Annotated in this window: 13 protein-coding genes and 1 riboswitch; of the genes, 5 read left to right on the forward strand and 8 right to left on the reverse strand. The window is 52.4% G+C overall.

The window, feature by feature from the left end:
• The first annotated feature begins 10 nt into the window (after positions 1-10).
• Positions 11-1,519, forward strand: a complete 1,509-nt coding sequence (locus WJU22_RS07025) for a SusD/RagB family nutrient-binding outer membrane lipoprotein (RefSeq protein WP_341842535.1) — start codon at positions 11-13, stop codon at positions 1,517-1,519.
• Positions 1,520-1,565: 46 nt separating this feature from the next.
• Here WJU22_RS07025 and WJU22_RS07030 read toward each other — a convergent pair whose 3' ends face one another.
• From WJU22_RS07030 to WJU22_RS07040, 3 genes are all read right to left on the reverse strand, one after another.
• A complete protein-coding gene (locus tag WJU22_RS07030; protein ID WP_341842536.1) occupies positions 1,566-2,501 on the reverse strand; it encodes an ABC transporter substrate-binding protein in 936 nt (311 codons plus the stop codon).
• A gap of 63 nt (positions 2,502-2,564) precedes the next feature.
• Entirely contained in the window at positions 2,565-3,161 is a 597-nt protein-coding gene (locus tag WJU22_RS07035) for a DUF6580 family putative transport protein (RefSeq protein ID WP_341842537.1), read from the reverse strand.
• A 15-nt stretch (positions 3,162-3,176) separates the two neighbouring features.
• On the reverse strand, positions 3,177-5,069 hold the full coding sequence (locus WJU22_RS07040; protein ID WP_341842538.1) for a TonB-dependent receptor plug domain-containing protein: 1,893 nt from the start codon (positions 5,067-5,069) through the stop codon (positions 3,177-3,179).
• A gap of 106 nt (positions 5,070-5,175) precedes the next feature.
• Positions 5,176-5,381: riboswitch (cobalamin riboswitch) on the reverse strand.
• 47 nt (positions 5,382-5,428) lie between these two features.
• Between WJU22_RS07040 and WJU22_RS07045 the strand changes: the two genes are divergently transcribed.
• Together WJU22_RS07045 and WJU22_RS07050 are read left to right on the forward strand one after the other, a co-directional pair.
• Complete coding sequence (locus tag WJU22_RS07045; protein ID WP_341842539.1) at positions 5,429-6,754, forward strand: APC family permease; 1,326 nt, start codon at positions 5,429-5,431, stop codon at positions 6,752-6,754.
• Positions 6,755-6,771: 17 nt separating this feature from the next.
• On the forward strand, positions 6,772-7,935 hold the full coding sequence (locus WJU22_RS07050; RefSeq protein ID WP_341842540.1) for a PLP-dependent aspartate aminotransferase family protein: 1,164 nt from the start codon (positions 6,772-6,774) through the stop codon (positions 7,933-7,935).
• Positions 7,936-8,003: 68 nt separating this feature from the next.
• Here WJU22_RS07050 and WJU22_RS07055 read toward each other — a convergent pair whose 3' ends face one another.
• The 4 genes from WJU22_RS07055 to WJU22_RS07070 are packed head-to-tail and all read right to left on the reverse strand — an operon-like array spanning position 8,004 to position 14,415.
• Positions 8,004-8,999 (reverse strand): DUF5007 domain-containing protein, encoded by a 996-nt coding sequence (locus tag WJU22_RS07055; protein ID WP_341842541.1) that lies wholly within the window; start codon positions 8,997-8,999, stop codon positions 8,004-8,006.
• Between the two features lie 9 nt (positions 9,000-9,008).
• Complete coding sequence (locus WJU22_RS07060) at positions 9,009-9,686, reverse strand: fasciclin domain-containing protein (RefSeq protein WP_341842542.1); 678 nt, start codon at positions 9,684-9,686, stop codon at positions 9,009-9,011.
• A gap of 23 nt (positions 9,687-9,709) precedes the next feature.
• Positions 9,710-11,236, reverse strand: coding sequence for a RagB/SusD family nutrient uptake outer membrane protein (locus WJU22_RS07065; protein WP_341842543.1), 1,527 nt, complete (start codon positions 11,234-11,236; stop codon positions 9,710-9,712).
• A 23-nt stretch (positions 11,237-11,259) separates the two neighbouring features.
• Positions 11,260-14,415 (reverse strand): SusC/RagA family TonB-linked outer membrane protein, encoded by a 3,156-nt coding sequence (locus WJU22_RS07070; RefSeq protein ID WP_341842544.1) that lies wholly within the window; start codon positions 14,413-14,415, stop codon positions 11,260-11,262.
• 954 nt (positions 14,416-15,369) lie between these two features.
• Here WJU22_RS07070 and WJU22_RS07075 point away from each other — a divergent pair.
• Positions 15,370-19,314, forward strand: a complete 3,945-nt coding sequence (locus WJU22_RS07075; RefSeq protein WP_341842545.1) for a hypothetical protein — start codon at positions 15,370-15,372, stop codon at positions 19,312-19,314.
• A 55-nt stretch (positions 19,315-19,369) separates the two neighbouring features.
• Positions 19,370-23,704: a DUF6443 domain-containing protein gene (locus WJU22_RS07080; protein ID WP_341842546.1), complete on the forward strand. Its 4,335-nt coding sequence runs from the start codon at positions 19,370-19,372 to the stop codon at positions 23,702-23,704.
• Between the two features lie 524 nt (positions 23,705-24,228).
• Here the strand turns inward: WJU22_RS07080 and WJU22_RS07085 are convergent.
• The gene (locus WJU22_RS07085; protein ID WP_126245672.1) at positions 24,229-24,879 is read right to left on the reverse strand and encodes a tetratricopeptide repeat protein; all 651 of its coding nucleotides are present in this window, start codon (positions 24,877-24,879) and stop codon (positions 24,229-24,231) included.
• Between the last annotated feature and the right edge of the window lie 10 nt (positions 24,880-24,889).

The raw sequence follows: 24,889 nt of genomic DNA on the forward strand, positions 1-24,889 counted from the left end.
AAAACATCACATGAAACAACTTACCAACATCCTCATATGTGCCGCGCTGGCTTTGGGTGCCGCGTCGTGCAAAAAGTTCGAAGGGCTGCAAGACAACCCGAACAAGCCCACTGTTTCCCCGCCCACGCTTTTGCTCACCGGCGTGCTGATCGACCTCAAAGAAAACCCCTGGGACCAGGCGCAGCGCGAAAACCAGTTCTGGGTCTCCAACTTCGACTACTATGCCAGCCAGGGCTACAACTGGAGCTCCACGGGCATGCGGTACAACGTGTTGCGCAACATCCAGAAAATGGAAGAGGAAGCGAACCGCCTGGGTGGAGACGAAAACAAGCCTTACCTCATCATCGCGAAATTCCTGAAAGCCTGGTGCTATATCGATATGACGATGAAGTTCGGCGACATTCCCATGAGCGAAGCCATGCAGTCGGGCAACGAAAACTTTACGCCCAAATACGACGCGCAGAAGGAAGTGTTCCGCCAGAGCCTGGCCCTGCTGGAATCCGCCGCCGCTGAAATGAAAGCTTTCCTCGACGCCGCCAAACGGAACAAGATCAATGGCGATTTTATGTTCGACGGCGACCTCGACAAATGGCACAAGCTCATCAATTCCACACGCCTGCGCGTACTCATCAACCTCAGCAAACATGCAGACGATGCCGACCTCCAGGTGAAAGCCAAATTCGCCGCCATCCTCGCCGCTCCCGCGAATTTCCCGATCATGGAAGCGAATGCGGACAACTACCAGGTGGTGTTCAACGGCAACATCCAGGACAACCGATATCCGCTCGGGCCCTATAATCGCGGGTTCGATCGTGGCCGGAACAATATGGGCGCCACTTACCTCGACACGATGGTGGCCTATAAAGATCCCCGCACTTTCGAGATCGCCGAGCCGGTGGATACGGCCAAGCATCACAACATCCCTGGTTTCGCCACGCGGTTTTCTTCCTACAAAGGCGGCAGAACGGGCGATGTGCTGAGCGATCTCTCGTCGCAGAACGCCAACGGTTACCTTTCATACGGCAACGAGCGCCGCTATTGGCAGACGGGCAGCGGTGAGCCCTGCATCCAGCTGGGCTTCCCGGAAACCTGCTTCTCCATCGCCGAAGCCATTCAGCGCGGATGGGCGCCCGGCGACGCGGAAAGCTGGTACAAGAAAGGGATCAAGGCTTCGTTCGCGTTTTACGGACTGGGCGAAGACGTATTCAATAACTGGTACGCCGCCACGCCGAAAGCGCAATACAAAGGCAATAACGCCGATGGATTGAAGCAGATCCTCCTGCAGAAATACCTCGCGTTCTTCATGAACTCCGGGCGCCAGGCGTATTACCAGTACCGCCGCACCGGCATCCCGACGTTCGATGTAGGGCCGGCCAATGCCAACGGCGGAAAAATCCCCCGGCGCTGGCTCTATCCGCAGCGCGAGTACCAAACCAATAACGACCAGGTGAAAGCCGCGCTGCAACGGCAGTTCGGCGGCACAGACGATATCAACGGCGATATGTGGTTGATCAAGTAAACAGTGATTGAAAAGCAAAGGGCCTTCCGTCTGGAAGGCCCTTTTTTTATGCGGTCACCGCCCGGGGATCGATGGAGCGGAATTTATGTTGCAAGTGTTGCGGCGGGGGGAAGATGTGGGGATGGAAGAGGTGCGCGAGCACTTCCACGCCATCCGTGAGGGTACTGGCGCTGGGTTGGGTGAAAAGATCGTAATCCGCGAGATGGACTTCGTTGTTGCGGACGGCCTGGAGGTTTTCCCAGCCCGGTACTTTGGTGACGAGGTCCAGCTCGTCGAGCGAGCGGCCGGTAAGGAACCCGCAGGGTGCGATCACGAGCACTTCGGGATCGTAGCGGAAGATTTTTTCCCAGGGCGTAACGATGGAGTCGCCAGCGGGGTTAGACAGCATATCGACCCCGCCTGCGTAGGCCACCTGGTAAGGGATCCAGTGCCCGCAGTTGTAAACCGGCGCCATCCATTCCATGATCATCACGCGGCGGAGGGGCGAGCGGTGCTGGCGAAGGTGGTCCACCACGGCGTCGAGCCTTTGCTGGAGCGCGGTCACGTATGCGAAAGCAGCAGCTTCCTCGCCGAGGGCGCGGCCGATGGTAATGGCGCACTGGAAAACATCGTCGAGGTTATTGGGACTGAGGCTCACGAGCGCGGGCTGCTTGTCCAGTTTGTAGACGGCCTGCTGCGTGCAGTGCGTATCGATCTGGCAAACTTCACACACGTCCTGCGTGAAAATCACGTCGGGCGAGATGGAGGCCAGCAGCGGTTCGTCTACGTAATAGAGGCTTTTGCCCTGCGCTTTGGAAGCGGAGAATATCCGGTCGATTTCCTCGCTGCTGTAATGTTTGTCTTCGAGCACACAGCGGACCACTTTCTGCTTTTCGGCCAGTGCGGCGGTCGGGCATTCGAATGTGATGCCGTCGAGCAGGTGCTGGAGGCCCATGTCGTAGATCATTTGCGTAGCGGCGGGGAGGAAGGAACTGGCGGTCATATCAGGATCGGGTGGTTGGGTGGAAAGGGAAAAGGCCGGTTTGCGGCCGGCCTTTTCGTGATATTATCGGGCGGAAAGCGCCGGGACCCTGTTTTCCAGCCAGCTGAACAGGCCGAAAAAGATGCCGCTGTACACGACATTGGAGATCAGGGTGTTTTTGATGAAGGGGATGCCCAGGGCGTAGCACTTCATGAGGCCGGCGAAATCGCGGCTGAAGGGCAGGCCGGTGGTCATGTCGATGCTGGTAGGGCGCATCCAGGTGCCGAAGTCCACGATCAGCCAGTACACGATCGCTGCGAGGATGGAAGCGCCGAGAACGGGGAGCACCTTTACATTGCGGATCACCAGCTGGCCAATGAGCACCATCGCGGCGAAGCCGATATAATTCCAGTACCAGCCTTCGAACAGGAAACCGTCCGCATACGCCGCATACACCGTTTTCATCATGATCACATCGCTGAGGAAAAGCGCCAGCAAAGGGAACAGGTAGCTCTTCCATTTATCGGCGAACATCGCGCCGCCGAAAAGCGCCATGGCGCCCAGCGGGGAAAAGTTGGAGAAAGGAGTGAGCTGGCCTGCGGCAAGCACGCGCAGCACGCCGCCCGCTACGATGAAAAGCAGTAATACGATGAAACGCGGTTGGATTTGTTTGATGGACATGCGTCAGTTTTTAAATCAGAATGAAAAAGATACGCCGCTCTGCATGTTGAAGCCGAGGGTGGCGTAGCCGTAAATTTCCCAATATTTTTTGTTATTGGTGATATTATTTGCGTTGAAGAACACGCGTGCCTTGCCCAGGTTGTATTCCACATAAGCGTTCCACATGGTGTAAGGGTCCAGCGCCACGTATTCCGACTGGGGGAATTTGTAGAACAGGTCGTTACGGGTGCCGGTATGCTTTACGGTGGTGCTGACAAACAGCTTTTTGGTGGCCTGGAACCCGATCTCGATCTGGCCGGTATGGTTGGGCCGGCGGATGAGGTTGGAATAGGTCGTGTCTTTTCCGCTACCGCCAACGGTCGTCACTTCGCCGTCTACATACGCGTAAAACCCTTTCACGGTCAGGTTTTCGATGGGATGGGCGATCACTTCCACTTCCACGCCTTTGTCTTTCTGCTGGTTGTAGTTGATGTATTTGTAGTTGATGTAGGAGATCTGGTTCTTGATGTTCCTGCGGAAGCCTACCACGCGAAGGTCCAGCTTGTTATTGAACAGGAACGTCTGCGCACCGGCTTCATAGCTCACGGCATCTTCCGCTTTCAGGTCTTTGTTGCCGTAAATGCTGTAGAGTGAAGTGAGGGTAGGTGCTTTAAACCCGGAAGCCACGCTGGCGAACACTTTGAACTTGTCCGAAAACACGTAGCTGGGGTTGATGGTGTAGGTGAACTGGTTGCCGAACTGGCTGTGCAGGGTGTACCGCCCGCCGAGCTCCATGTTGAAACCATGCAGGTTTTTGAGGAACAGGGCCACATACGGACTGATGGAATGTTGCTCCCGGGTGCGGTATTTCACGTCCTTGAAATTGGCGGTGTCGGTGAGCTCGGATTTCCGGTATTCTGCGCCGGCCATCACCTGGAACCAGCTGGTAATGTCGTAATGACCGTACAGGTCGCCGTAATAGGCGCGCCCGTCCGTAAAGGTCTTGCCCCAATCAGTTTCATCGTCGCGGGTTACTTTCTGGTACGCGAAATTCCCGAAGATGGCGCCTTTCGAAAGGTCGTATTGCGCACGGATGCCGGAATGCAGCGCGTTGGATTTATTCTTGTTGAGCTTGCTGTCCACGAACGATCCGCCGTCGAAATTGCTTTTATAGTCGCTGAAGAACAGGAATGGCTGCAGGCGGAGGTTTTCGGTGGCCTGGATGCCGACGGTGGCGTTGAGGCCGTTGGATGAGTACCCGTCGCGGTCGAAATCGCCGGTGCCGGTCGTATCTGCCGCTTCGGAAATACCGTCGGTCGTGAAGTGGGTGAAGCTGATGTTGTAGTCTACATTGTCCTGTTTGCCGCGAAGGCCTGCGGAGCCTTTGAGGCTGCGGTTGGAGCCGTAAACCAGGTCGCCGTATACATTAACGGGTTTGATGCCGCCTTTTTTGGTGATGATGTTGATCACGCCGGCGATGGCATCCGAGCCGTACAGGGTGGTAGATGTTCCCCGGAGGATCTCGATACGTTCTACCTGGTCGATGGGCAGGAAGCGCAGGTCGATGGCGTTCCCTGTCAGCCCGGTAGCATCCGCCACGGGGATGCCGTCCATGAGGATGGTGGTGTACTGGGAGGTGGCGCCGCGGAAGTAGACTTCGCGGTTTTTGCCGGGGTTGGAGAAAGCCCCGCCGATCACGATGCCGGCCTGCTCGTTGAGCACATCTGCCACGGTGCGGCCCATGTTGTGCCCGATGGTCTGGGGCCCGATGATGGTGAGCACCTTACCGGTTTCGGATTGTTTTTTGTTGAACTTGGTAGCGGTTACCACAACCGTGTTGAGTTGGGAAACCTGTGTGGAGTCTTGCGACTGCGCGGTGTGCCCAGCGGCGAGGATGCCGGCGGTCAGGACCAGGTGTGTTTTTTTCATGTAGGCCATAGATTGTAAAAAAATCAGTGGCGCCGGGGAGAATTGAAAAGTACGTATGATGGCAGCAATGCCGCATATGCCCTCCGCTTTTCACCCGAAAGCGCGGATTAAAAAGTGGTATGCGGCAGGTCTTCTGGCTTCGCCCGCTTCCCGGGAGGCCTTCCCGTTCCGATGTGCCGGAACAGTGGCTGGGGTCCTGGAAAACGTTAATTGCGGGCTTACAGCTACGGGGATAGCTCCGGATTTTCACCGGATTCCCTATTAATGCCGGCCCCGGAAAGGGACCTGGCAACCGTGTACCGGCGGCAAACCTACGCATATTTTGGTAAATACAGCGTTAATCGGTTATCTTGTATATCATGAGCATCAAACCGAAACTCGGGCCGTTCGACCTTACCATGATCGTTGTCGGACTGGTCATCGGGATGGGAATATTTCGCACGCCGGTCAGCGTGGCCCGCGAAACGGGCACGCCGCAATTATTCTACATGGTTTGGGTGCTGGGAGGGCTCGTCACGCTCTGCGGCGCCCTCACCTATGCCGAGATCGGCTCCCGGTTCCCCGTGGCAGGCGGGTTTTATAAAGTGCTGTCGGTCGGCTTCCACCCCGCGTATTCTTTCATGATCAACTGGACCCTCGTCATTTCAAACGCCGCTTCCATCGCGGCGGTTTGCATCGTGGGCGCGGAATACATCGGCCCCGTGATCCTTCCCGGATCGATGCAGCATGAAGGCGGGCGTAAAACCATCGCCATCACGGCCGTGATCGTGCTGTATATCATTAATATGCTCGGCATCCGCATGAGCGCCAGCTGGCAGAACGTGCTTACGGTTTTCAAAATGACCCTCGTGCTGCTGCTCTGCCTGGCGGCCTTCAGCAGCCACGTGGCACCGCCGGCCGTGGCGGCCGTTTCGGTGGCGGAGCACAGCTGGGCGTACATCTTCGGGGCCGCGCTCGTGCCGGTTTTCTTCACCTATGGCGGTTATCAGCAAACGATCAACTTCGGGTCAGACGTCCGCGACCCGTCGAAAAACATGCCGCGCTCCATCCTGCTGGGGATCGGGATCATTTTGCTGCTGTACCTCACGGTCAATTACGCCTACGTGAAAGTGATCGGGTTCGAGCAGCTGAAAACCACCGAAGCCCTGGCCGCCCGGATGGCCGAAGCGTTTTTCGGGGAATATGGCTTCAAGGTAACTTCGGTACTGCTGTTTTTGTCGGTGCTGGGATACGCCAACGTCAACCTCATGTCTAACCCCCGGATGTATTACGCGATGGCCGAAGACGGCGTGCTGCCGGGTGTTTTCAGACGGGTCAATTCCAAGACCCAGGTACAGGAAGTGGCGCTCACCACCTTTGCGCTGCTCATCGTCGGCATGCTGTATTTCCTCAGCAACTTCGACAATATTATCCAATATGTCATGCTTTTTGACTCAATTGGCCTTGCTTCAGCTGCAGCCACGATATTTGTGCTCCGGAAGAAAACGGCGCACCTCGACGGAACGGGCATCTACAAAATGAAGTTCTACCCCGTCGTCCCCGCCATTTTCATCACCGTGTATTTATTCGTAACCGTCAATATTTTTATAAAAGATCTAAACCAGGCGCTCGGAGGGATGTTTTGGTTTGTAGCGGGACTACCCATTTATTTTTTCATGCGCTATGCCGTACGGCGGCGAAATTAGCGCTATCAGTTTGACATATGGACCTTTCATTTATAATAAACCAACTGGGAGAAGACCGGGAGCAGTATTTCAATGCCATTGCACCACCCATTATGCAAAGCAGCAACTTTGCGTTCAAATCTGTGGGCGAGATGCGGGATTTGTTGCGGGATGAATATAAAGGCTTCCTGTACACGAGGGGCAACAACCCAACGATCGATATCCTGCGGAAGAAACTGGCGGCGCTGGATGGCGCGGAAGACGCGCTGATCTTCGGCAGCGGCGCGGCTGCCATTTTCGCGGCGGTGCTGTCGCAGGTTCAGCAGGGCGATCATATCGTGTCTGTCCGCGATCCCTACAACTGGGCCGGCCAGCTGTTCACGAGCATCCTGCCCCGGTTCGGGGTTACAACTACGTTCGTGGACGGAACGGATACCGCGAATTTCCGCAACGCCCTCCAGCCCAATACCCGCCTCATCTATCTCGAATCCCCCAATTCGTTCACTTTCGAGTTGCAGGATATAGCCGCGGTTGCGGCGCTGGCGAAGGAAAAGGGGATCGTGACGATGATCGACAACAGTTACTGCACTCCTATTTTCCAGCGGCCGCACGAACTGGGCATCGATCTGTGCCTGCAGTCGGCCACGAAGTTCATCAGCGGCCATAGCGATACTATGGCCGGGGTGCTTACGGGGCGGGAGGAAATGATCCGGAAGATATTCATGTCGGAACTGCTCAATATCGGCAGCGGCATCGCGCCGTTCAACGCGTGGTTGCTGCTGCGGGGGCTCCGTACGCTGGAAATCCGGCTGGAGCGCAGCGCGGCGAGCACGAAAACGATCTGCGAATGGCTGAAGGAACAACCGGAGATCGAAAGGGTTATTTTCCCGATGGACCCCGGCTTCCCGCAATATGAACTGGCGAAAAAGCAGATGCACGGCGCCGCCGGGCTCATCACCATCCAGCTGAAAGTGGAAAGGCGGGAGCAGGTGGAGGCGTTCTGCAACGGGCTACAACGCTTTCTCATGGCGGTTTCCTGGGGCGGCCACGAGTCGCTGGCGTTCCCGGCCTGCGCCTCCCTGGCGGAAAACGAATTCGACCCCGCCATACCGAAACACAGGATGGTACGGTTGTACATCGGGCTGGAAGAGCCGGGCGTCCTCATCAGCGATCTCGCCCAGGCACTCGGCGCCATCAATTGACAAATAAGACCGCTTTCAACGAAAAAGGCCCGGAACGTTCCGGGCCTTTTTTATGTCGACAGATCAGCTCATGCTGTACGCGTACATTTTGGCAGCTTGAACGTTACTTCAAACGTGCCTTTCACGAGAATGCGGAACGTCCACCGCGGGTTTACGTTGTATTTCTGCTCGTCGGTCGGCGCTATTTCAGGGTCCAGCTTTACGAACTGGCTGGGGATACGGTAATACATGAGGTAACCGTAGCCGGGGTATTCCTTCAGGGGGAACGGCGTTACTTCGTAATTGCAGACCATGGTAGTATCGGTGTATTCTACAGGGTGGAACTTCGCGTAGGATTCGAACAGCGGGCGGTCGCCGCGCTTGATCAGTTCGCCGGCTTTGGGATTGAACGCCTTGCCGTTTTTGTCGGTGATCTTGATCCGCACCTGGTAGCCCTCGTCGGAAAGTTTCTTCACCGTCATGGTGGGAATGCCCATGTCGCCGAAGGTGGTAGTGCCGTCGATGAAGTAAGCGCATCCGGGCGTGCCTTGCTGCCGGTAAGCCTGGTCGAGCAGCTGGATGACAGAAATATTCCGGAACGTTTTGGTGCCGCTCTGGTTGGTGACAGACACGTCGAAGGCATAGTTGCCCGCGGGAAGTGTGCCGGTACCTTCATTGAACATCAGCTGTCCGGATTTTTCCATGAATTGGAGCGCCGGAATATCCATTATCTCCCGTTTCTTGTTCAGCATCGCCACCGTTGTATCGCTCGTAGGATCGAAAAGGGCCGTCCAGACATATACTTTGTTCTTTTTGAAGAACATATCCGTCGCCTTGCCAGTGGCTATGTCGCGAATCTCCAGGAGCTTCACGGTAATCGGGTAATTAGAGCCGTCCAGCTCGAAGGCTTTCGGGTCGGAGTTCCAGTTGGTGCCGCGCAATACGCGGAATGTATCGTTCACGTAGCGGATCTGCTCGCTGATGTAGCCTTCCGGGATCTTTTTACAGGAAGATACCATGCCCGTTGTTGCAACGGCGGCAATAGCGCATCCCATGATCGTATATTGAAGAAATTTTTTAGCCATGTGGAAAGATTAATTGAGTTCAACAAAAGTGAAGTTGTGATAATTCGCCAGTACATGCACGACGCCGTTGTTGGTAATGACGCCGGAAGTCTGGACTACCACGCGTTTGTCCCGCTCTTCGGTGGGCACGTCGTCATTGATCAGGGGGTCGAGCGTACCGATGACTTTCGTGAAGTAGATATACTGCGGAATGAGGGTGAGGCCGTCGTTGATATATGCCCCGCTGGGGTCGTCCCAGAGCGTGATGTGGCGTTTCTCACCGTCTTTGGACGTGTAATACTGGCCTTCTTTCGTCAGCGCCGCGCGCTCAATTCGCTGCGGGAAGAGGTAAGCGCGGAGGGAATCCTTGTATTTCGGAAAATCGAGCTCACCGAATTCGAATTTCAGGTTTTCGTCGTTCGCTTCGAGCTGTTTCCTTACCTGTACCACTTTTTTCACGTAATTCTGGATGGCATAGTCGGTGGGCGCGAAGAAAGTTCCCGCGGCGTTGACTTCATCTTTCAACCCGGTTTTATCGATCAGCAGCACGAGCGTATCGAACAGCGGGTTGGTTTTCAGGTATTCGTATGTGGTACCGTTGAATTTGGGATTGTGGGTGCTGCCGCCGATGAAGTAATCGGTTTTCTTGCAGGAAGCGAAAGTGGCTGCCAGCAACAACATCCATATCCATTTTATTTTTGATTGCATGATTGTCGTTTTTGGATTTGAGATTAAAGTCTGCCGTTCCAGTAAGGCGTCTGTTTCATCAGCATATTGTCTTTGAACAGCGCTCGGGGGATGGGCCAGTAGTTTTTGCCGTAAAATTCGGATCCCGGTTCCATGGCCTTTTCGAATTGCCCGTTGAAATCGTCGATGAACCCGGTACGGAGGAGGTCCCAGAACGCATGTCCTTCCGCGAACAGTTCGCGCTGGCGCTCGGTGACGATGAAATAATAAAGATCGTCCCCGGCCGTGGTGCCGTCGAGCGCCTCAAGGCGGGCGCGGGTGCGCACCTTGTTCACCAGGTCGCGCGCTTCGGTATCCTTTTTAATTTTGGACAATGCCTCTGCACGGAGCAGGATGATGTCGGAAAGGCGGAAGACGAGCAGGTTGTTGGACTGCCGGGGGTCTTTCCGTACGTCGCCGTCGCGGTAGGTGATGTTGACGTATTTCTTCATCATAATATTTTTCTCCATGGATGTACGGGTATCTTTTTCGAACCAGAGCATCTTGCGCAGGTCGCCGTCTTCCCAGTACACGTTATTGTAAGTTGTCAGGTGCGTCATCCAGGGCACCTGGTCTGGAGTGGAGGCATCGCGGGTGGCGAGGTAAGGAATGTACAGCGTTTTGGAGCCGATGCCCTGGAAGGAACCATAGATGTCGGGGCCTGATCCTTCGTTCTGTTCTTCGTTGATATTGATCTCGAAGATCGCTTCCATAGAGCGGCCGATGGGTATACGGCTGTATTCGGCGGAGTCGGTGATGAATTTCAGTCCGTATTTGCCGGGGCTGGCCACGAGGTCGCGGGTGGCTTCTTCGCATTTGGGAAAATCTTTCATCCAGGCGTAGATATGCGCTTTCAGGGCGAGGGCGGAAGCGCGGGAGGCGCGTACGCCGCGGTCGTTGGTCTGAATGGGCGTTTCGGGCAGCAGCTGGATGGCGGCATCAACGTCTTTGATACACTGAGCCAGCACTACGCTTTGTTTTTCGCGCCCGATGTTTTTGGCCTGGGAGAGGTCTTCAACGGGCTCCAGGATCAGGGGAACGTCGCCCCAAACGCGGGAGATGTAGAAGTAGAGGAATGCGCGGAGGAAATGGGCCTCCCCGGTATAATAAGCCTTGTTCGCACCAATGGCGAATGCATTATCCGGAATGGTGGGGATTTTCTGGACGAGGAGGTTCGCCTGGGCGATAGCCTTATAGTACAGCGTCCAGTTCTGGAGGTTCTCCAGGTAACCGTAATACACGCCGTCCAGTTCCCCGTTGGCGATCTGGTGGATGGAATAGTCGGAAGAATACGTGACGCGGAACGTGTTGGCGGTAATATCGCCATACACGAAGAAGCGGTTCTCGTCCGTGAGGGCTTCACGGATGAGGGCGTATCCTCCCATCAAACCGGCCAGCGCATCTTTATCGTTTTTCCAGAAAGTGAGGCTGGTAGGCCCCGTCTTGGGCTCCAGTTCCAGGATTCTCTTACAGCTGCCGAATACGATTGCACAGAGCAGTACGGCGGCGATTACATATCTTGATTGTTTCATAATGTCATTTTTAAAGTGGAAGCCTAGAATCCGACGTCAATGCCAAGGGTGAATTTCATCGGGATCGGATAACCGTCGCCGGTATAAACACCGTAAGCATTTACGGCTTCCGCATCGGGAATATTATTCCGCTGGAAAGTGTACATGTTGTCGATCACCCCGTACAGCCGCAGCCTGCTCAGCTTCAGCCGCTCGATAATGGGCTTCTGGAAATTGTAGCCGAACGTTACGGTTTTGATGCGGACATACGAGCCGTCTTCAATGTACATCGTGTTCTTATCCAGGAAGCGGTAGGGAGAACGCTGGTCTCTCACGAGCGAAAGGGTCGGGTATTCCGCAATGTCGCCGGAACGTTTCCAGTAATTGAGCTTGTCCACGTCGAAGATGGCCCTCCGCGAAAATGCGGTCTCTCCACCATCGCCGGAACCTTCGAACAGGTACTCCAGCCTGCGGTTCAGGTAACTGTTCATGATGGAGCGGCCGAAAGTATAGCTGAGGAATACGCCGAACGTAAAGCCCTTGTACTCAAAGTTGTTGTTCAAACCACCATAATACCGCGGGTTGGGATCGCCGCCGATGATCTGGTCCATCGGTTCCTTAATGTCGAAGTTACCGTCCTGGTCTACGAGGATCGGGTCGCCGGGATGGTATTCATACCCCACGAAGTTCGTCAGCAACCGGCCGGTCAACAGGTTGAAGGGAATGTCTTTCTCGGTGGAATAAATCCCTCTCGACTCGAACACATAATATTGGTTCGCCGGCCTGCCCACGGTCAGCAGATAGTCCAGCCCGTAAACACCGGTGTTATAGTTAAAAACGATGGAACGGCCGCCGTTGGGCAATGCCGTGATCGTGTTCTGGTTGTGGGAGAACACGAAGTCGGTATACCACTGCAGTTTGCTTTTCGGATTGAGGTTCCTGGTATTGATCGTCAGTTCCACGCCAGCATTGCGGAGGCCGATGGCGTTCGTCTGCGCTTCGGTGTAGCCGCTGGAGTTGGGGAGCAGGTAGCTGAAGAAACCTTTGGACGTGCTCCGGTTGTACAGGTCGGCGATAACGCGGATACGGTCTTTGAAGAACCCTGCTTCCAGGCCCACGTTGCCCTGGCGCGATTCTTCCCAGGAGAGGTCTTTCTGCGCGATCCCGTCGAAATAATTCGGGCGGATAACCGGTACCCCGTTGTAGGAAGTAGCGCCTATGCTGCCCTGGAAGGCGGCCTGGTTTACGACATAGGTATTGTAACCGAGGTAGTTCCGCTGCGGTTGGGTGCCCGTTACGCCATAACTGCCGCGCACTTTCAGGAAGCTCAGCCAGCTGAGGTCTTTCATGAAAGGCTCGTCGCTCACGATCCAGCCGGCGGAAACCGAGGGGAAGAAGCCCCAGCGACTGTCTTTACCGAATTTGGACGATGCGTCGAAATTGAACACGGCCGACAGCAGGTAGCGGTCGTTGAAGGAATAGTTGATACGGCTGAACAGGCTTTGCATGCCCTCTTCAGTGGTGAGGGAGCTCGTGGTGGAGTAGTTCTTGTTCGCTACGTTCACCACCCAGATATAGTCGTTCGGGATGAGGTCCGCGCTGGCAAAGGTATTCTGGTATTGGGTGTATTCCGCGTTTTGACCGATGATCCCGTTCAGGTCATGCTTGCCGATTTTCTTCGAATATTCGAGGGTGTTGTACATAATGATGCCTTCCGTTTTGCTGGAGAAGGCCGCCCCGAACCCGAATGTATTGTTGCGCACCAGGCCGGGCTGGTAAAAGTTGCGCGCCGAGCTTTCGTTGGAATAGGTCAGCGTGGTGTTGAACCGCAGGTTTTTCATGAGGCTGACATTGAACACGGTGCTGAGTTCCAGCTGGTTGTTGATGTTCTTGTTCTGCCCGCGGTCGTTCCCCAGCAGGTAGTCTTTCGACGCGTCCGTCAACCCAAAAAACGAGGAAGGCATGGAATACGTGTCGAAGGCGAAGAAGCTGCCGGTACGTTCGTTAGACGAGCGGGGCCGGTCTGTACGGTTGATCCGGACGCGGGTCTGGTTTTCCAGCCAGGGCGTAAACTTGGCGCCGAGGCGGGCCATCACGGTATAGCGCTTGAACCCGGTTTTTTTGATGATACCGTCTTCTTTGTAATGCCCGAGGCTTACGCGGTAGTTGAAGATATCGCTGGCGCCAGACATGCTGACGTCGTAGTTATCGATCTGCCCGTTCTGGTAAAACATGCCCTGCCAGTCGGTAGCGTTATTGAAAGCCGGGTTGAGGCTGTCTGTCAGCATCATCGGCAGGCTTTCGTTATCGATATACCCGTTATAGAGATTGAGGAGTTTCATTTTGAGGCGGCGTTCTTCCGCTCCGCCCACTACTTCGGCGAGTTGCGGCCTGCGGGTGAAGCCGTGGTAGGTGCTGAAATTGAACTGGGGCTTGCCGAGTTTGGGGATTTTCGTTTTGATGATGATGATGCCGTTGGAGCCGCGGGAGCCATAGATGGCGGCGGCGGAGGCGTCTTTTAGGATGTCGATGGACTCGATATCGTTCGGGTTGAGGCCGGCAATGGCGTTGGTGCCTGTGCCGTTGGATTCCAATTCACCCAGTTCAGAGGCGGAGGTCGGGATACCGTCGATCACGTATAGCGGACGGGAAAGGGCGCGGGCTTCGTCGTATCCGCGGAGCACCGAGGTGTTGCCGCGTACCACGAGGGTGTTGCGGACACCGGGCTCACCGGTGAAGTTCTGCACGTTCACGCCGCTGACACGGCCCTGCAGCATCATGTCTACGCTCACGGCGGGGAGGTTCTCGATCGTTTCGCCTTTCACGGTGGCGATGGAAGCGGTGTTTTTGCGGCGGGAAACTTCCTGGTAGCCGATCACCACGTAATCGCCGAGGGTTTTGGAGCCCACCTGCAGTACGATGTCTACGGCATCTTTTCCGGCGACGTTCACTTCCTGGGGATCGAAGCCGATGAGGCTGACGATGATCACGTTGCCGGTGCCCTTGAGCGTGAGCGCGAAAGAGCCGTCGGCCGAAGCTACGGTGCCGTTGGTGCGGTGGCTCTTTTCAATGATGGTGGCGCCGGGGAGTGGACTGCCGTCTTTTTCCCGGACCTTGCCGGTGATGCGGCGCTCCTGGGCGTATGCGCTCACGCATAGCAGCAACAGCAGGAACTTCAGTAAGAAGATACGCTTGAACATAAAAGTGATTTTGAGAGTAGTGCCTCGATCTGTCTTTGTACGGTAACTGCGGATGTTTTGGGGCATACCTTCCCCTGCCTCGCCTGGCCGGCATGGTGCGCGCTTGAGCGCGAAAGAAATGTCATGTCCTGTATTGGCAGGTTCTGATAGCCTGGCGGCGCGGATTAAGTGCTGCTGATGATAATTCCGTAGCGACTAAAATGCGTGTAAATTCCATTGGCTGGTGGCCAGATGGTAATAAGGCGAATGCTGCTGTCCTGATGAATAGGCTGCATCAGCTCCAAATGCCGCAGTTTGCTGTGTTTTGACAGAATTTAGCTGGTTATGAATTTTGGTTGAAAGTTGAGTGCTCTTTTAGAATGCGGTGACGTTGCTGCGGTATGGCTGTCTCTCTCGATTTTTTAGACAGCGATGCCGGAATGGATTTTTTTGATTAGCGATTTAGATATTTTTCCCGTTTCGTTACTATTTACATTTTCCCCTTACAAATTCGATTTAGCAGTGGGGAATTCACTTTTAACACGCTTTAAATTTAACAAAACTTTTGGTTTTGTCAAGGTCGTTTGTGTTATTTTTTTACGAGAAGCTGACATGTGGTAGAAATAGCCAGACCGCTTAAGTCTGGCGCCATTCATAAACTTATCGAGTGCATATGGGCGGTCGGTGAACCATGCGTCACTATTATGACCTTTTTCAAGAAAGCGCGCCCGATTTGTGACATGCAACAGGCATGTTCGGGATGAGGGAAACGCATTCGAAAAAAGAGAAGCAGAAAATTTTTTTATGAAATAAAATCATTTACTTCACATCGTTTACCTTACGTTGACCTGTAGATCATGCGAACCGAAATAAATCGAGACCCGTTTCCCAACGTAATTAGAAACTGCCGCAAACAGCCTAGACCTATTCTTAATATGCGGTGAAAAATCGACCCGCAGCAATTTCTGTTGACATATGAAGATTCGATCTATCCCATTCCTATTGGCATCCCTGTGCTTGTTCATGCCCCTGTTTACCCATGCGCAGGAGACCCTGGGGCAGCCCAAGTTCGATTACTCGCCCAAAACACCTGAGATAGCCGCCATGCAGCAGTTTCAGGATTTTCCGGTAAGCTACTTTACCGGGATACCGAACATCACTATTCCCCTGCTGAAAGTACCCTCCAAATCCGGTAGTGTAAACTTTAGCCTCACTTACCAGGGCGGTGGCGTAAAGGCCGACCAGCAGACCGGAGTCGTAGGGCTCGGTTGGTCCCTGAACGCCGGCGGTATGATCACCCGGACGGTTAAAGGCAATCCGGACGAGGGGATCCGGTTCAGGACCGTCAAGGATACTTCCATTGTATTTAACCCGGGCACCGGTAAATGGGATACTACCTACTTTTGGGGGGCAGCCAGTGAAAGATGGATGTTGAGCGGTTATCAGATTTATGGGGGAATGTATACCGACAATTCATCTAATCTTGATCTGACCGCGGTTTACAGCCGATTGGTGTCTAATAATAATTCAGTTAAATCCGGCTCCGCCCCTGATACCTGGGACCTGGAAAACTACTATGCCGGGATGAGCGATGGTGAGCCTGATATGTTTTACTTCAATTTTGAAGGATATTCAGGTAAGTTTTATTTCAAGAATAAACAGCCGGTGCTGATCCCTCAAAACCAGGAACTAAAAATCGTGACCACGTTCTATAAAGGAGTGGGGGAATATAGCATGACTGACAACTATTTCGATGCATTCTCCATCATAACACCTGACGGAAAGGAATATCGCTTTGGCGGAAGCACATCGGCCCGTGTGCTCGCGGAAATTAACAACAGCGGCTATTACAAGCCGAATGCCTGGTTATTGACCACTATCATTGACCGCAATTCGAAAGATACCATCCGGTTTGAGTATGAGCAACGCAGCTCCTCGTTGAAAAGACCGGTCAACGGACAGGAGTTCGTAAAGGCGACGGACTTCGATGCCTGCATTGATCTTTGGGGGTCGCTGCAAACCGAACGGTTTAAGGAGGCCCGACTTTTAAAAGTGACTACGCGTAAAGCGGAAGCCCGGCTTTATTATTCAGACGTCTCCGAGACTTATGTATCTACTTCCCGGCTGGATTCTATCCGGCTATATGATCGCGTAACCGGTTTGCCGGATAAAAAATCACAGCTGGATTACAGCAATTTCAAATCCGGGCGCCTCAAGCTGAATGCCTGTATTCTGACGGATGTTAACGCCAGGTTGGTGATGCCTTATCAATTCACATACTACGACACGGCATTCCAGAAAGACCCTGTGAACACCACAAAAGATTTTTACAGTCCATATTCCCAGGACTATTGGGGCTTTTATAACGACAAAGTAATAAACCACCAGAAGCAAAGCCTGTACATCCTCTGCGGCACTACCGGAAACAGGAAACCTGCATGGCCGCAAATGCAACGCGATGCCCTGATCGCAGTAAGTTATCCGACAGGTGGAAAAACGATGCTTGAGTATGAGCCGCATGATTTTTCCTCCGCCAGGAACCTGGACGGGACCTTTGCCGATGCAGATAATTTCCAATCGGCCATTATTCACGATTTCAACATCAGTAGCATGGTGGGAGGGCTCCGGCTCAAGCGGATGCTGCATTATGATCCGTTGCGCGGAGATACGCTCATCCGCAAATTAACTTACCGGAAATTTGATCTGCCAAACCAATCTTCTGGGCACCTGTACGTTTCACCTTCGCTTTTCGTCAGTCTTAATACCCCCTATTGCTCCCCTTCAGATCCTGCCCGTTATTTTGTTGCAACACATAATATCCAGGAGAATTCAAATGGAGAGGGACATATTGGCTATAACAACGTGGCGGTTACCGAAGAAAAGGCAGGTGTGTCGAACGGTAGAACGGAATATGAATATTTCAGCGATGTTAATACGGATTCAACATTCTATTTTAATGTTTGCGATAGCGCAGTCAACAATTGCTACATCGGCAATTACGATATTCTTGTACCATGGCTTCCGAAAAGAGTTTTACCAAACCTGCTCACAGGTATGGAAAAAGCAAAACGTGTTTACACGCAGGCGGGACAAATACTCCAGGAAAGCAGGACTAATTATCAGTCTATCCGATATAGCGGTATGCTTAGGGCCATTCTGCTGCGGAACGTTGAAAAAAATAAGCTTTGCGGCATTCCTCCTATCAATGGCGGCACCACGCCGTCGCCTAACGGCAGCAAACAGTTGTTATCACCTAACTTTAGTTTTCAGTTCCTGCAGTCCTATGTAATTGGACGGATGGCTATAATGCCGAAAGAAACCATCGAAGACCATTATACAACATCCGGGTTGAAGATGACGGATACGATCACCTTTACGTATGCAAGTCCTTATCATATATTGCCCACACGGAAAACGTCCCGTTCCAGCAATGGGTTACAGGTATATGAGGATATCCTGTATGCAGCGGATTTCACAGATGTGGCAGGCGATTCAACTTTTAAATACCTTAAAAAAGGATACTACAATTTTCCTATCGCCAGTTTCAAAAACGTGAACGGGAAGGTTGTTTCCGGTGGGTACCGGAAATACAAAATGTCTTTTGCAACAGATTCTACAAGTATCCTTCCCAAAGAGGAATATGCTTTGCTGACTGTAGAAGGAGAATTGCCCACGGCAATCAACCTCACCACCACATATCCAAAGCAGCTTAATTTTACCGCTTCCAAATTCCTGCGGGTGGCCGACTATGAATTTGATACCGATAATAATATATCGCAGGTAACTACGAAAGGTGGCGGATTGCGGGCGCTAACATGGGACTATAATAATTCGCAGCCCGTTTCGGCAACGCTCAATGCGGGCCGGCTGGAAATTGCCTATACAAGTTTCGAATCAGCGACCAACGGCCGCTGGACCGGCTCTTCCAGCCGCGTTGCAGGAGGAATAATGGGCAGTCGCGCATATAGTCTTTCTGCCGGAGCGTTAAGCGTGTCGGGACTGCCCTCCGGTAAAGAGTACATCGTTTCTTACTGGTCGAATGGCGCAGCTGCCGCCGTCAACGGCATCGCAGCTACACAGGGGCCGCTTAAGCAGGGATGGCGTTATTATCAACATATACTCCCGGCTACAACCACGAGTGTTTCAGTGAGCGGCACCGTTCAAATCGACGAATTGCGCCTTTATCCCCGACAAGCGTCAATGTCTACTTTTGCTTACAATCCGCTTTCTGGTGTTACGGAGATTGCCACCCCGAACGGAATTTCGCAATTCGAGTATGACGGGTTGGATCGTTTGCTGCTCATTCGTGATCTGGACGGGAACATCATCAAGCAGGCGGCGTATGTTTATGAAACTTTCAATCATACCGCTGCAACCTGGCTGAACACCGGAACTACACGTTGCAAACCCTGCGCCGCCAATTCCGCCTATAACGACGTCATCCTCCAACATGAACAAACGGATATAAATCCCCGAAGCGCAACCTTCAGTACCAAACGCTGGGTGGATGCAGGAACATCCACATCCTGCACTTCGAATGCCGTATGGCAGAATACCGCCACAGCTACCCGCTGCAAGAAGAACGGAAGTAACCAGAATACGGGAGAAATCGAGCAGGAACAAAAGGATATGAATCCCTGTAGCGCCACCTACAACACGCTCCGTTGGGTCGTAACAGGCACTAACCTCACCACTTGCCCCTTGCCGGTGGTTTGCAGCGGTAACGACAAAAAACTCATCAACGGCGTCTGTGAAACGGGCAATCGGGTAAATACAGCCTCAGCAGGTGTAATAGTGAATGGACAGAACCGTTACAAATGCACCTATCATTACGAATGGAGCGATTGTTCGAAGAGTATAAACTATGAAGAGATCATGGTGTCGCCCTGTACGCTGAACCTCAGTTGTGATGATTGGTGAGCCTATGCACCAGCAAGCCCTAAACAATTATTGATTTATCCCACAAACTGAAAATATGAAAAGCGACAGAACTTATCCCCGTTTCGCTTTGATCTCGTGGTTGATTGGATTTGTTATACCTACGGCACTTTTTGCGCAAAACGCTCCTAACACAAGCAGCCGCCCTGTTGCCACACCTGCCGCCGTACCAGCTAACTATCCCGGTACCGCAAACAACTATATTCGCGTCTGGGAGCCATCCATGCCGTCAAATGACCCGGCGATAATCAGCGCACCGGCCAGAACAGTGAAAGAAGTGAAGCAAACTACGCGATATTTTGACGGGCTTGGCCGCGAGATACAGTCGGTTGAGAAAGGAATCGGCGGTATTATTGACACAATTGCCACTGGCGGTAAAGATCGCGTGTCCATGAAAATATATGATGTTTTCGGAAGGGAGCAGCTGATTTATTTGCCTTATGTTCACCAGGCAACCAGCGATGGCCTTTTTAAAACCACGCCCTTTTCCTCCCAGGCCACATTTTTGCAGAGCGCCACACTCAGCCCTGCCACATCAGGAGAGACCATTTTTTACAGCCAGTCGGATTTCGAGGCCTCACCACTCAATCGGGTGCTTAAATCTTACGCGCCGGGTAACAGCTGGGCAAAATCAGGCGGCAACCGGCCGGTCGAGACGCAATATCTTCTCAATACTGTTTCCGATTCCGTGAGAATTTGGACCATCGCTCCCGGGGTAGCGATCCCGACCAGTGCCGCCGGTCAAACATACGCAGCCGGGCAATTGGAAAAACTCGTGACCAAAGACGAAGCCGGAAATGAAATCGTCGAGTACAAAGATAAATCGGGCCAGATCGTTTTGAAGAAATGGCAGCTGGCGACCACGCCCGGTACCGCCCATGTTGGCTGGCTATGTACTTATTACGTATACGATATCACCGGGAACCTCCGCTTTGTGATTCCGCCAAAAGCGGTGGAAGCCATCCTGGGAAGTTGGGTGATATCTGCGGCAATTACCCACGAGCTATGCTTCTATTACCAGTTCGATGAACGGAAACGACATATCGTCAAAAAAGTTCCGGGTGCAGGCCCTGTTCATTTGGTATACGATACCAGGGACCGTCTCGTGTTTTTACAGGATTCCGCACAACGCGCCAAAACGCCCACCCGTGAGTGGCAGGTAATGTTTTATGACGGGTTAGACCGGCCAACGATGTCCGCGCTATATGCCTCCAATGCTTCACGGCAGCAAATCCAGGATTCAACGAATAATTTGCCGGCAACAGGAAATCCCGTTCCCAATATCACAGGCTATACGCCGGTCTCATATACCTACTACGACGATTACTCCTGGACAGGTAAACATGCGGTGGAAACGGCAGATCTGACCAAGCCGCAGGCAGGGGGGAACGCCTATGCGGAATTCAATACGGCAGTAAGTACATTGACACAGGGCCTGGAAACAGGCAGCAAGTTGCGGGTATTGGGCGCTCCGACAGAAAAATGGCTGATTTCCACCGTGTATTATAACGACAAGGGACGCGCGATTCAATTGATTGCAGACAATGCGTCCGGTGGCAAAACTGTCTCAACGAGCTTATACGACTTTTCCGGAAAGCTGCTGAGCAGGTACGACCGCCATTCCAATCCTTCCAGCACCTCAGATCCTTCGAATACCCTGTTGACCATGAACCGTTACGATGCAACGGGCAAAATCAGGTCAGTGAAGAAACGGGTAAATGACAATTCGGCAACAGACAAGGTCATATCGGAATATAACTACGATGAATCAGGCAATCTTAGGGACAAACGATTGGGCGTTTCCGGCGCTGCCACGCAGATAGAAAAGTTGACGCACGAATATAACATCCGCGGGTGGCTCAAATCCATCAACAAGTCGTATGCGGTAACGGCGGGCAGTACCGCAAACTGGTTTGGGATGGAATTGAGTTATGATTATGGTTTCCAGACAAATCAATATAACGGGAATATTGCCGGCGTGCGCTGGAAAAGTATGGGAGATGGTGTCGCCAGGGCATACGGATACTTGTACGACAAGGCAAACCGGCTTCGTTCTGCGGATTTCAACCAGCTGAATACAACCGCCAGCACTTTATGGGAAAAGAACCTGGTGGATTTTTCTGTAAGCAATTTGGCCTATGATGTCGGCGGCAACATCTTGTCGATGAAGCAAATGGGGCTCAAAGCCGGAGTTCCGGCGGTTGTGGACCAGCTCAGGTATGAGTATTATGCCGGCAGCAACAAGCTCCGCTTTGTAAGGGACACCGCTAATGATGTGGCCAGCCTTTTGGGCGATTTCAAGGAGCCTGCTGCGAATAATTCCTCGAATGCCAGCGCGCCTGCCACCGATTTTGACTACACCTATAATCAAAACGGCAGCCTGATTTCCGATAAGAACAAAGATATCTCGGCGATCACGTATAATCATCTGCATCAGCCGCAATTGATTATAATTACGGGGAAGGGCACCATCGCTTTCGAATACGATGCGAACGGCATCAAGCTGAAAAAGACAGTTACTGACAATACGGTGACGCCCGCAAAGGTATCCAGCACCGTTTACCTGCCAGGTACAATATATGAAAATGACACGCTGGCATTCGTTGGCCATGAAGAAGGGCGTATCCGGGCAGTGCGTAAGACAGGGCAGCCCGTTGCATTTTCATACGACTACTTCCTGAAAGATCACCTGGGCAACGTACGCATGGTGCTGACCGATCAAACCGATTTCTCCATGTACCAGGCCAGCATGGAACCGGAAAATGCTGCGAAGGAAACCGCGCTGTTCAGTAACGTGGATGCCAGTCGTGTGGATAAACCGGTCGGCTATCCTGAAGACGAGCAAACGAAGAAAAATGCGGCCGTAGCGAAGCTCAACGGAGCGGACCCAGACCGTAGGATCGGGCCCAGCCTCGTCTTGAAAGTAATGGCCGGCGATACGATCCGGATCGGTGCGCGGGCATTTTATAAAACGGGCCCCGGCGGGCAGCCATCAAGAACCACAGCTCCATTGAACGATATGGCCGGCGCATTGCTGCGGGCCTTCGGGTCCGGTGGGCAGAAGGGGTTGGCTGATCACGGCGAGGCCACAAATTCGTCTGCCACACCGTTCAGTAACAACTTCGTCAACAATAGCTGGGAACGGCTTAAGCAGAAAGAAAATCGGGGTAATTCCAATCCTAACCGTCCACGCGCTTATCTCAATTTCGTGTTGTTCGATGAGCAACTCGGGATGGTGGAGGAAAATAGTGGGGTAAGACAGGTGGCAGCGAATCCAGACCAACTCCAAACGCTGGCCCAGGATAATATGGTAGTGCAAAAAAGCGGCTACCTGTACGTTTATACCAGCAATGAAACGCCCCAGGATGTTTACTTCGACAATCTGACCGTAATGGCGATATCCGGGCCATTGCTGGAGGAAACGCATTATTATCCTTATGGCCTCGCTATGGCGGGTATCAGCGCCAAAGCGATCTACAAGCCGGAAAATAAATACCAGTACAACGGGAAGGAACTGCAGAACAAGGAGTTTTCAGGAAATGGTGGCAGCGGCCTGGAATGGTATGACTACGGTGCGAGGATGTACGATCCGCAAATCGGCAGATGGCACCATATTGATCCGAAAACGGATCAAATGAGGAGATGGTCTCCTTATAATTATGCGTTCGATAACCCGCTCCGTTTTATCGATCCGGACGGCATGGCCCCGGATGATTGGGTCGCAACTAAAAATTCCAACGGAACATATACACCGAGGTATTACAGCTCGAAATCATTCGCGCAAAAGGCCGTCGAAGAAGGAGGCTATTATCTCGGAAAAGAGGCAACGATCAACGCAAACGACGGTAACACCTATAAACTGAACAGGGACGGTACTGCCGATGTAGTAAAACCTGAAGAGAAGAAAGACGAAAAAGAAGATAAAAAGGAAACTAAGGAAGCGAAAGCGAGTGTAACCAAGAGCGCAGGTGATTTAGAGCCGGTCGAGACCAAAACCGCGAGCGATCTCAACACCACGATCAATATCGATAAATCGCTCGAAATCATTGACAAAGTCAACGATGGTATTGGATTAGAAAATTCCGTAAAAGACGGGGGGATCGAACTTGCTAAGAAAATTAGCCCGTCAGGGCTTGAGAAAATCGGGAAGTTTGTAGCAACGGTCGGGATCGTTTCTGCTGCAGTAGATGCTTCAATTGCCGCTGCCCAGGCATTTGGAGATCCAACGGTGGGTAACGTCGCCAAAGCTGTTCTAAAAGTTGGGCTGTTAGCACTTGAAGTCGGAGGAAAGGTGAATCCCGCCGTTGGTATTGTGACAGGGATATTGGACATGACTGGCGCTACAGATGCATTGTTTAAATTGTTAGATTAATATATTTTTACCTTTATGCTATATAGATTCGCTGCCGGTTTTTACCAGTATTTCCTTCACATTAACAAAGGAATCCCTTATACCAGGACCATTGTGACTTTATCTTTTTTGCTTTTTATGCACGTGGTTCAAATTGGTATCATATTTAATATCTCCCCAGAACTACTGATCTTCTGGGAGCCAATCAAAAACAAGTTATTACAGCGAGTCATGGCAACCGTATATTTCCTGGGTATAATGGGTATGATATCAATCATCTTTAGAAAAAGCCGACTTGAAGAGGAGGAATTCACGGAAGAGCAATTGAAAAAGTGGCGCAGAATTGTTCCATGGTACTTCATCATCAATTTCGTTTTATTAACAGCATTACTAATTAAGTCTGGTATCGATAAGGGGTTAATAAAAACTTAATATGGTAGAATACATTACTATCTGCCGGTTACATCATTAGTTTACTGATACTTCCATGTACAAAAAAAGCCAGACCGTCCAGGTCTGGCTTTTTCCATAATAATATAAGCTGATCAACCAGGCATGCGGCTGATGTATTTATCCATTTCCTTGATCTGGCTCACGATCTGTTCGGTCGTGGGTTTTTGCGCTTTCGCACGGCGGAAGAAATCTTTCGCGGTTTTGAAATCGCGGCGGCTCATGGCGATTGAGCAGAGCATCAGCAGGGCGCCGGCCGTATTCTCTTTATCGGGGAGACCAAGGCGCACGGCTTTCTTCAGGTTCGCATCGGCTGATTTGATATCGTTTTTCTGATAGGCGATAGTGCCCAGCTGGAAGAACTGCATCCCTTCGTATTCCTTCATCGGGCTACCGGTTTTGATACTGGCCTTTACGGCAGCTTCGGCTTTGTCGAGGTCCTGGTTTTGCATGGCCAGGTTGCTCTGCATGAAGTAGTATACGGAACGGATGGGCTTGATGAGCAGTTTCGGGAATTTCACCATGTTCATATATCGCATGGCGCCGTCTACGTCCCCCATTTCCACAGCTTCCTGTACAAGCCGCATGGGGCCAAAGAGAAAATGGGTCACAATGCAAACCAGGGCCAGCACGAGCACGATCGTAGCTTCCCACCAGCCCACGCCAAGGCCGAGGGCAATACCGCCAACGAGAAGTACCAGTCCAAGCGGCAAGCGGTATTTAATAAATAAGTTAAATGCTTTCATATGAATTTGA

Source organism: Chitinophaga caseinilytica (assembly GCF_038396765.1).
Classification (GTDB): domain Bacteria; phylum Bacteroidota; class Bacteroidia; order Chitinophagales; family Chitinophagaceae; genus Chitinophaga; species Chitinophaga caseinilytica.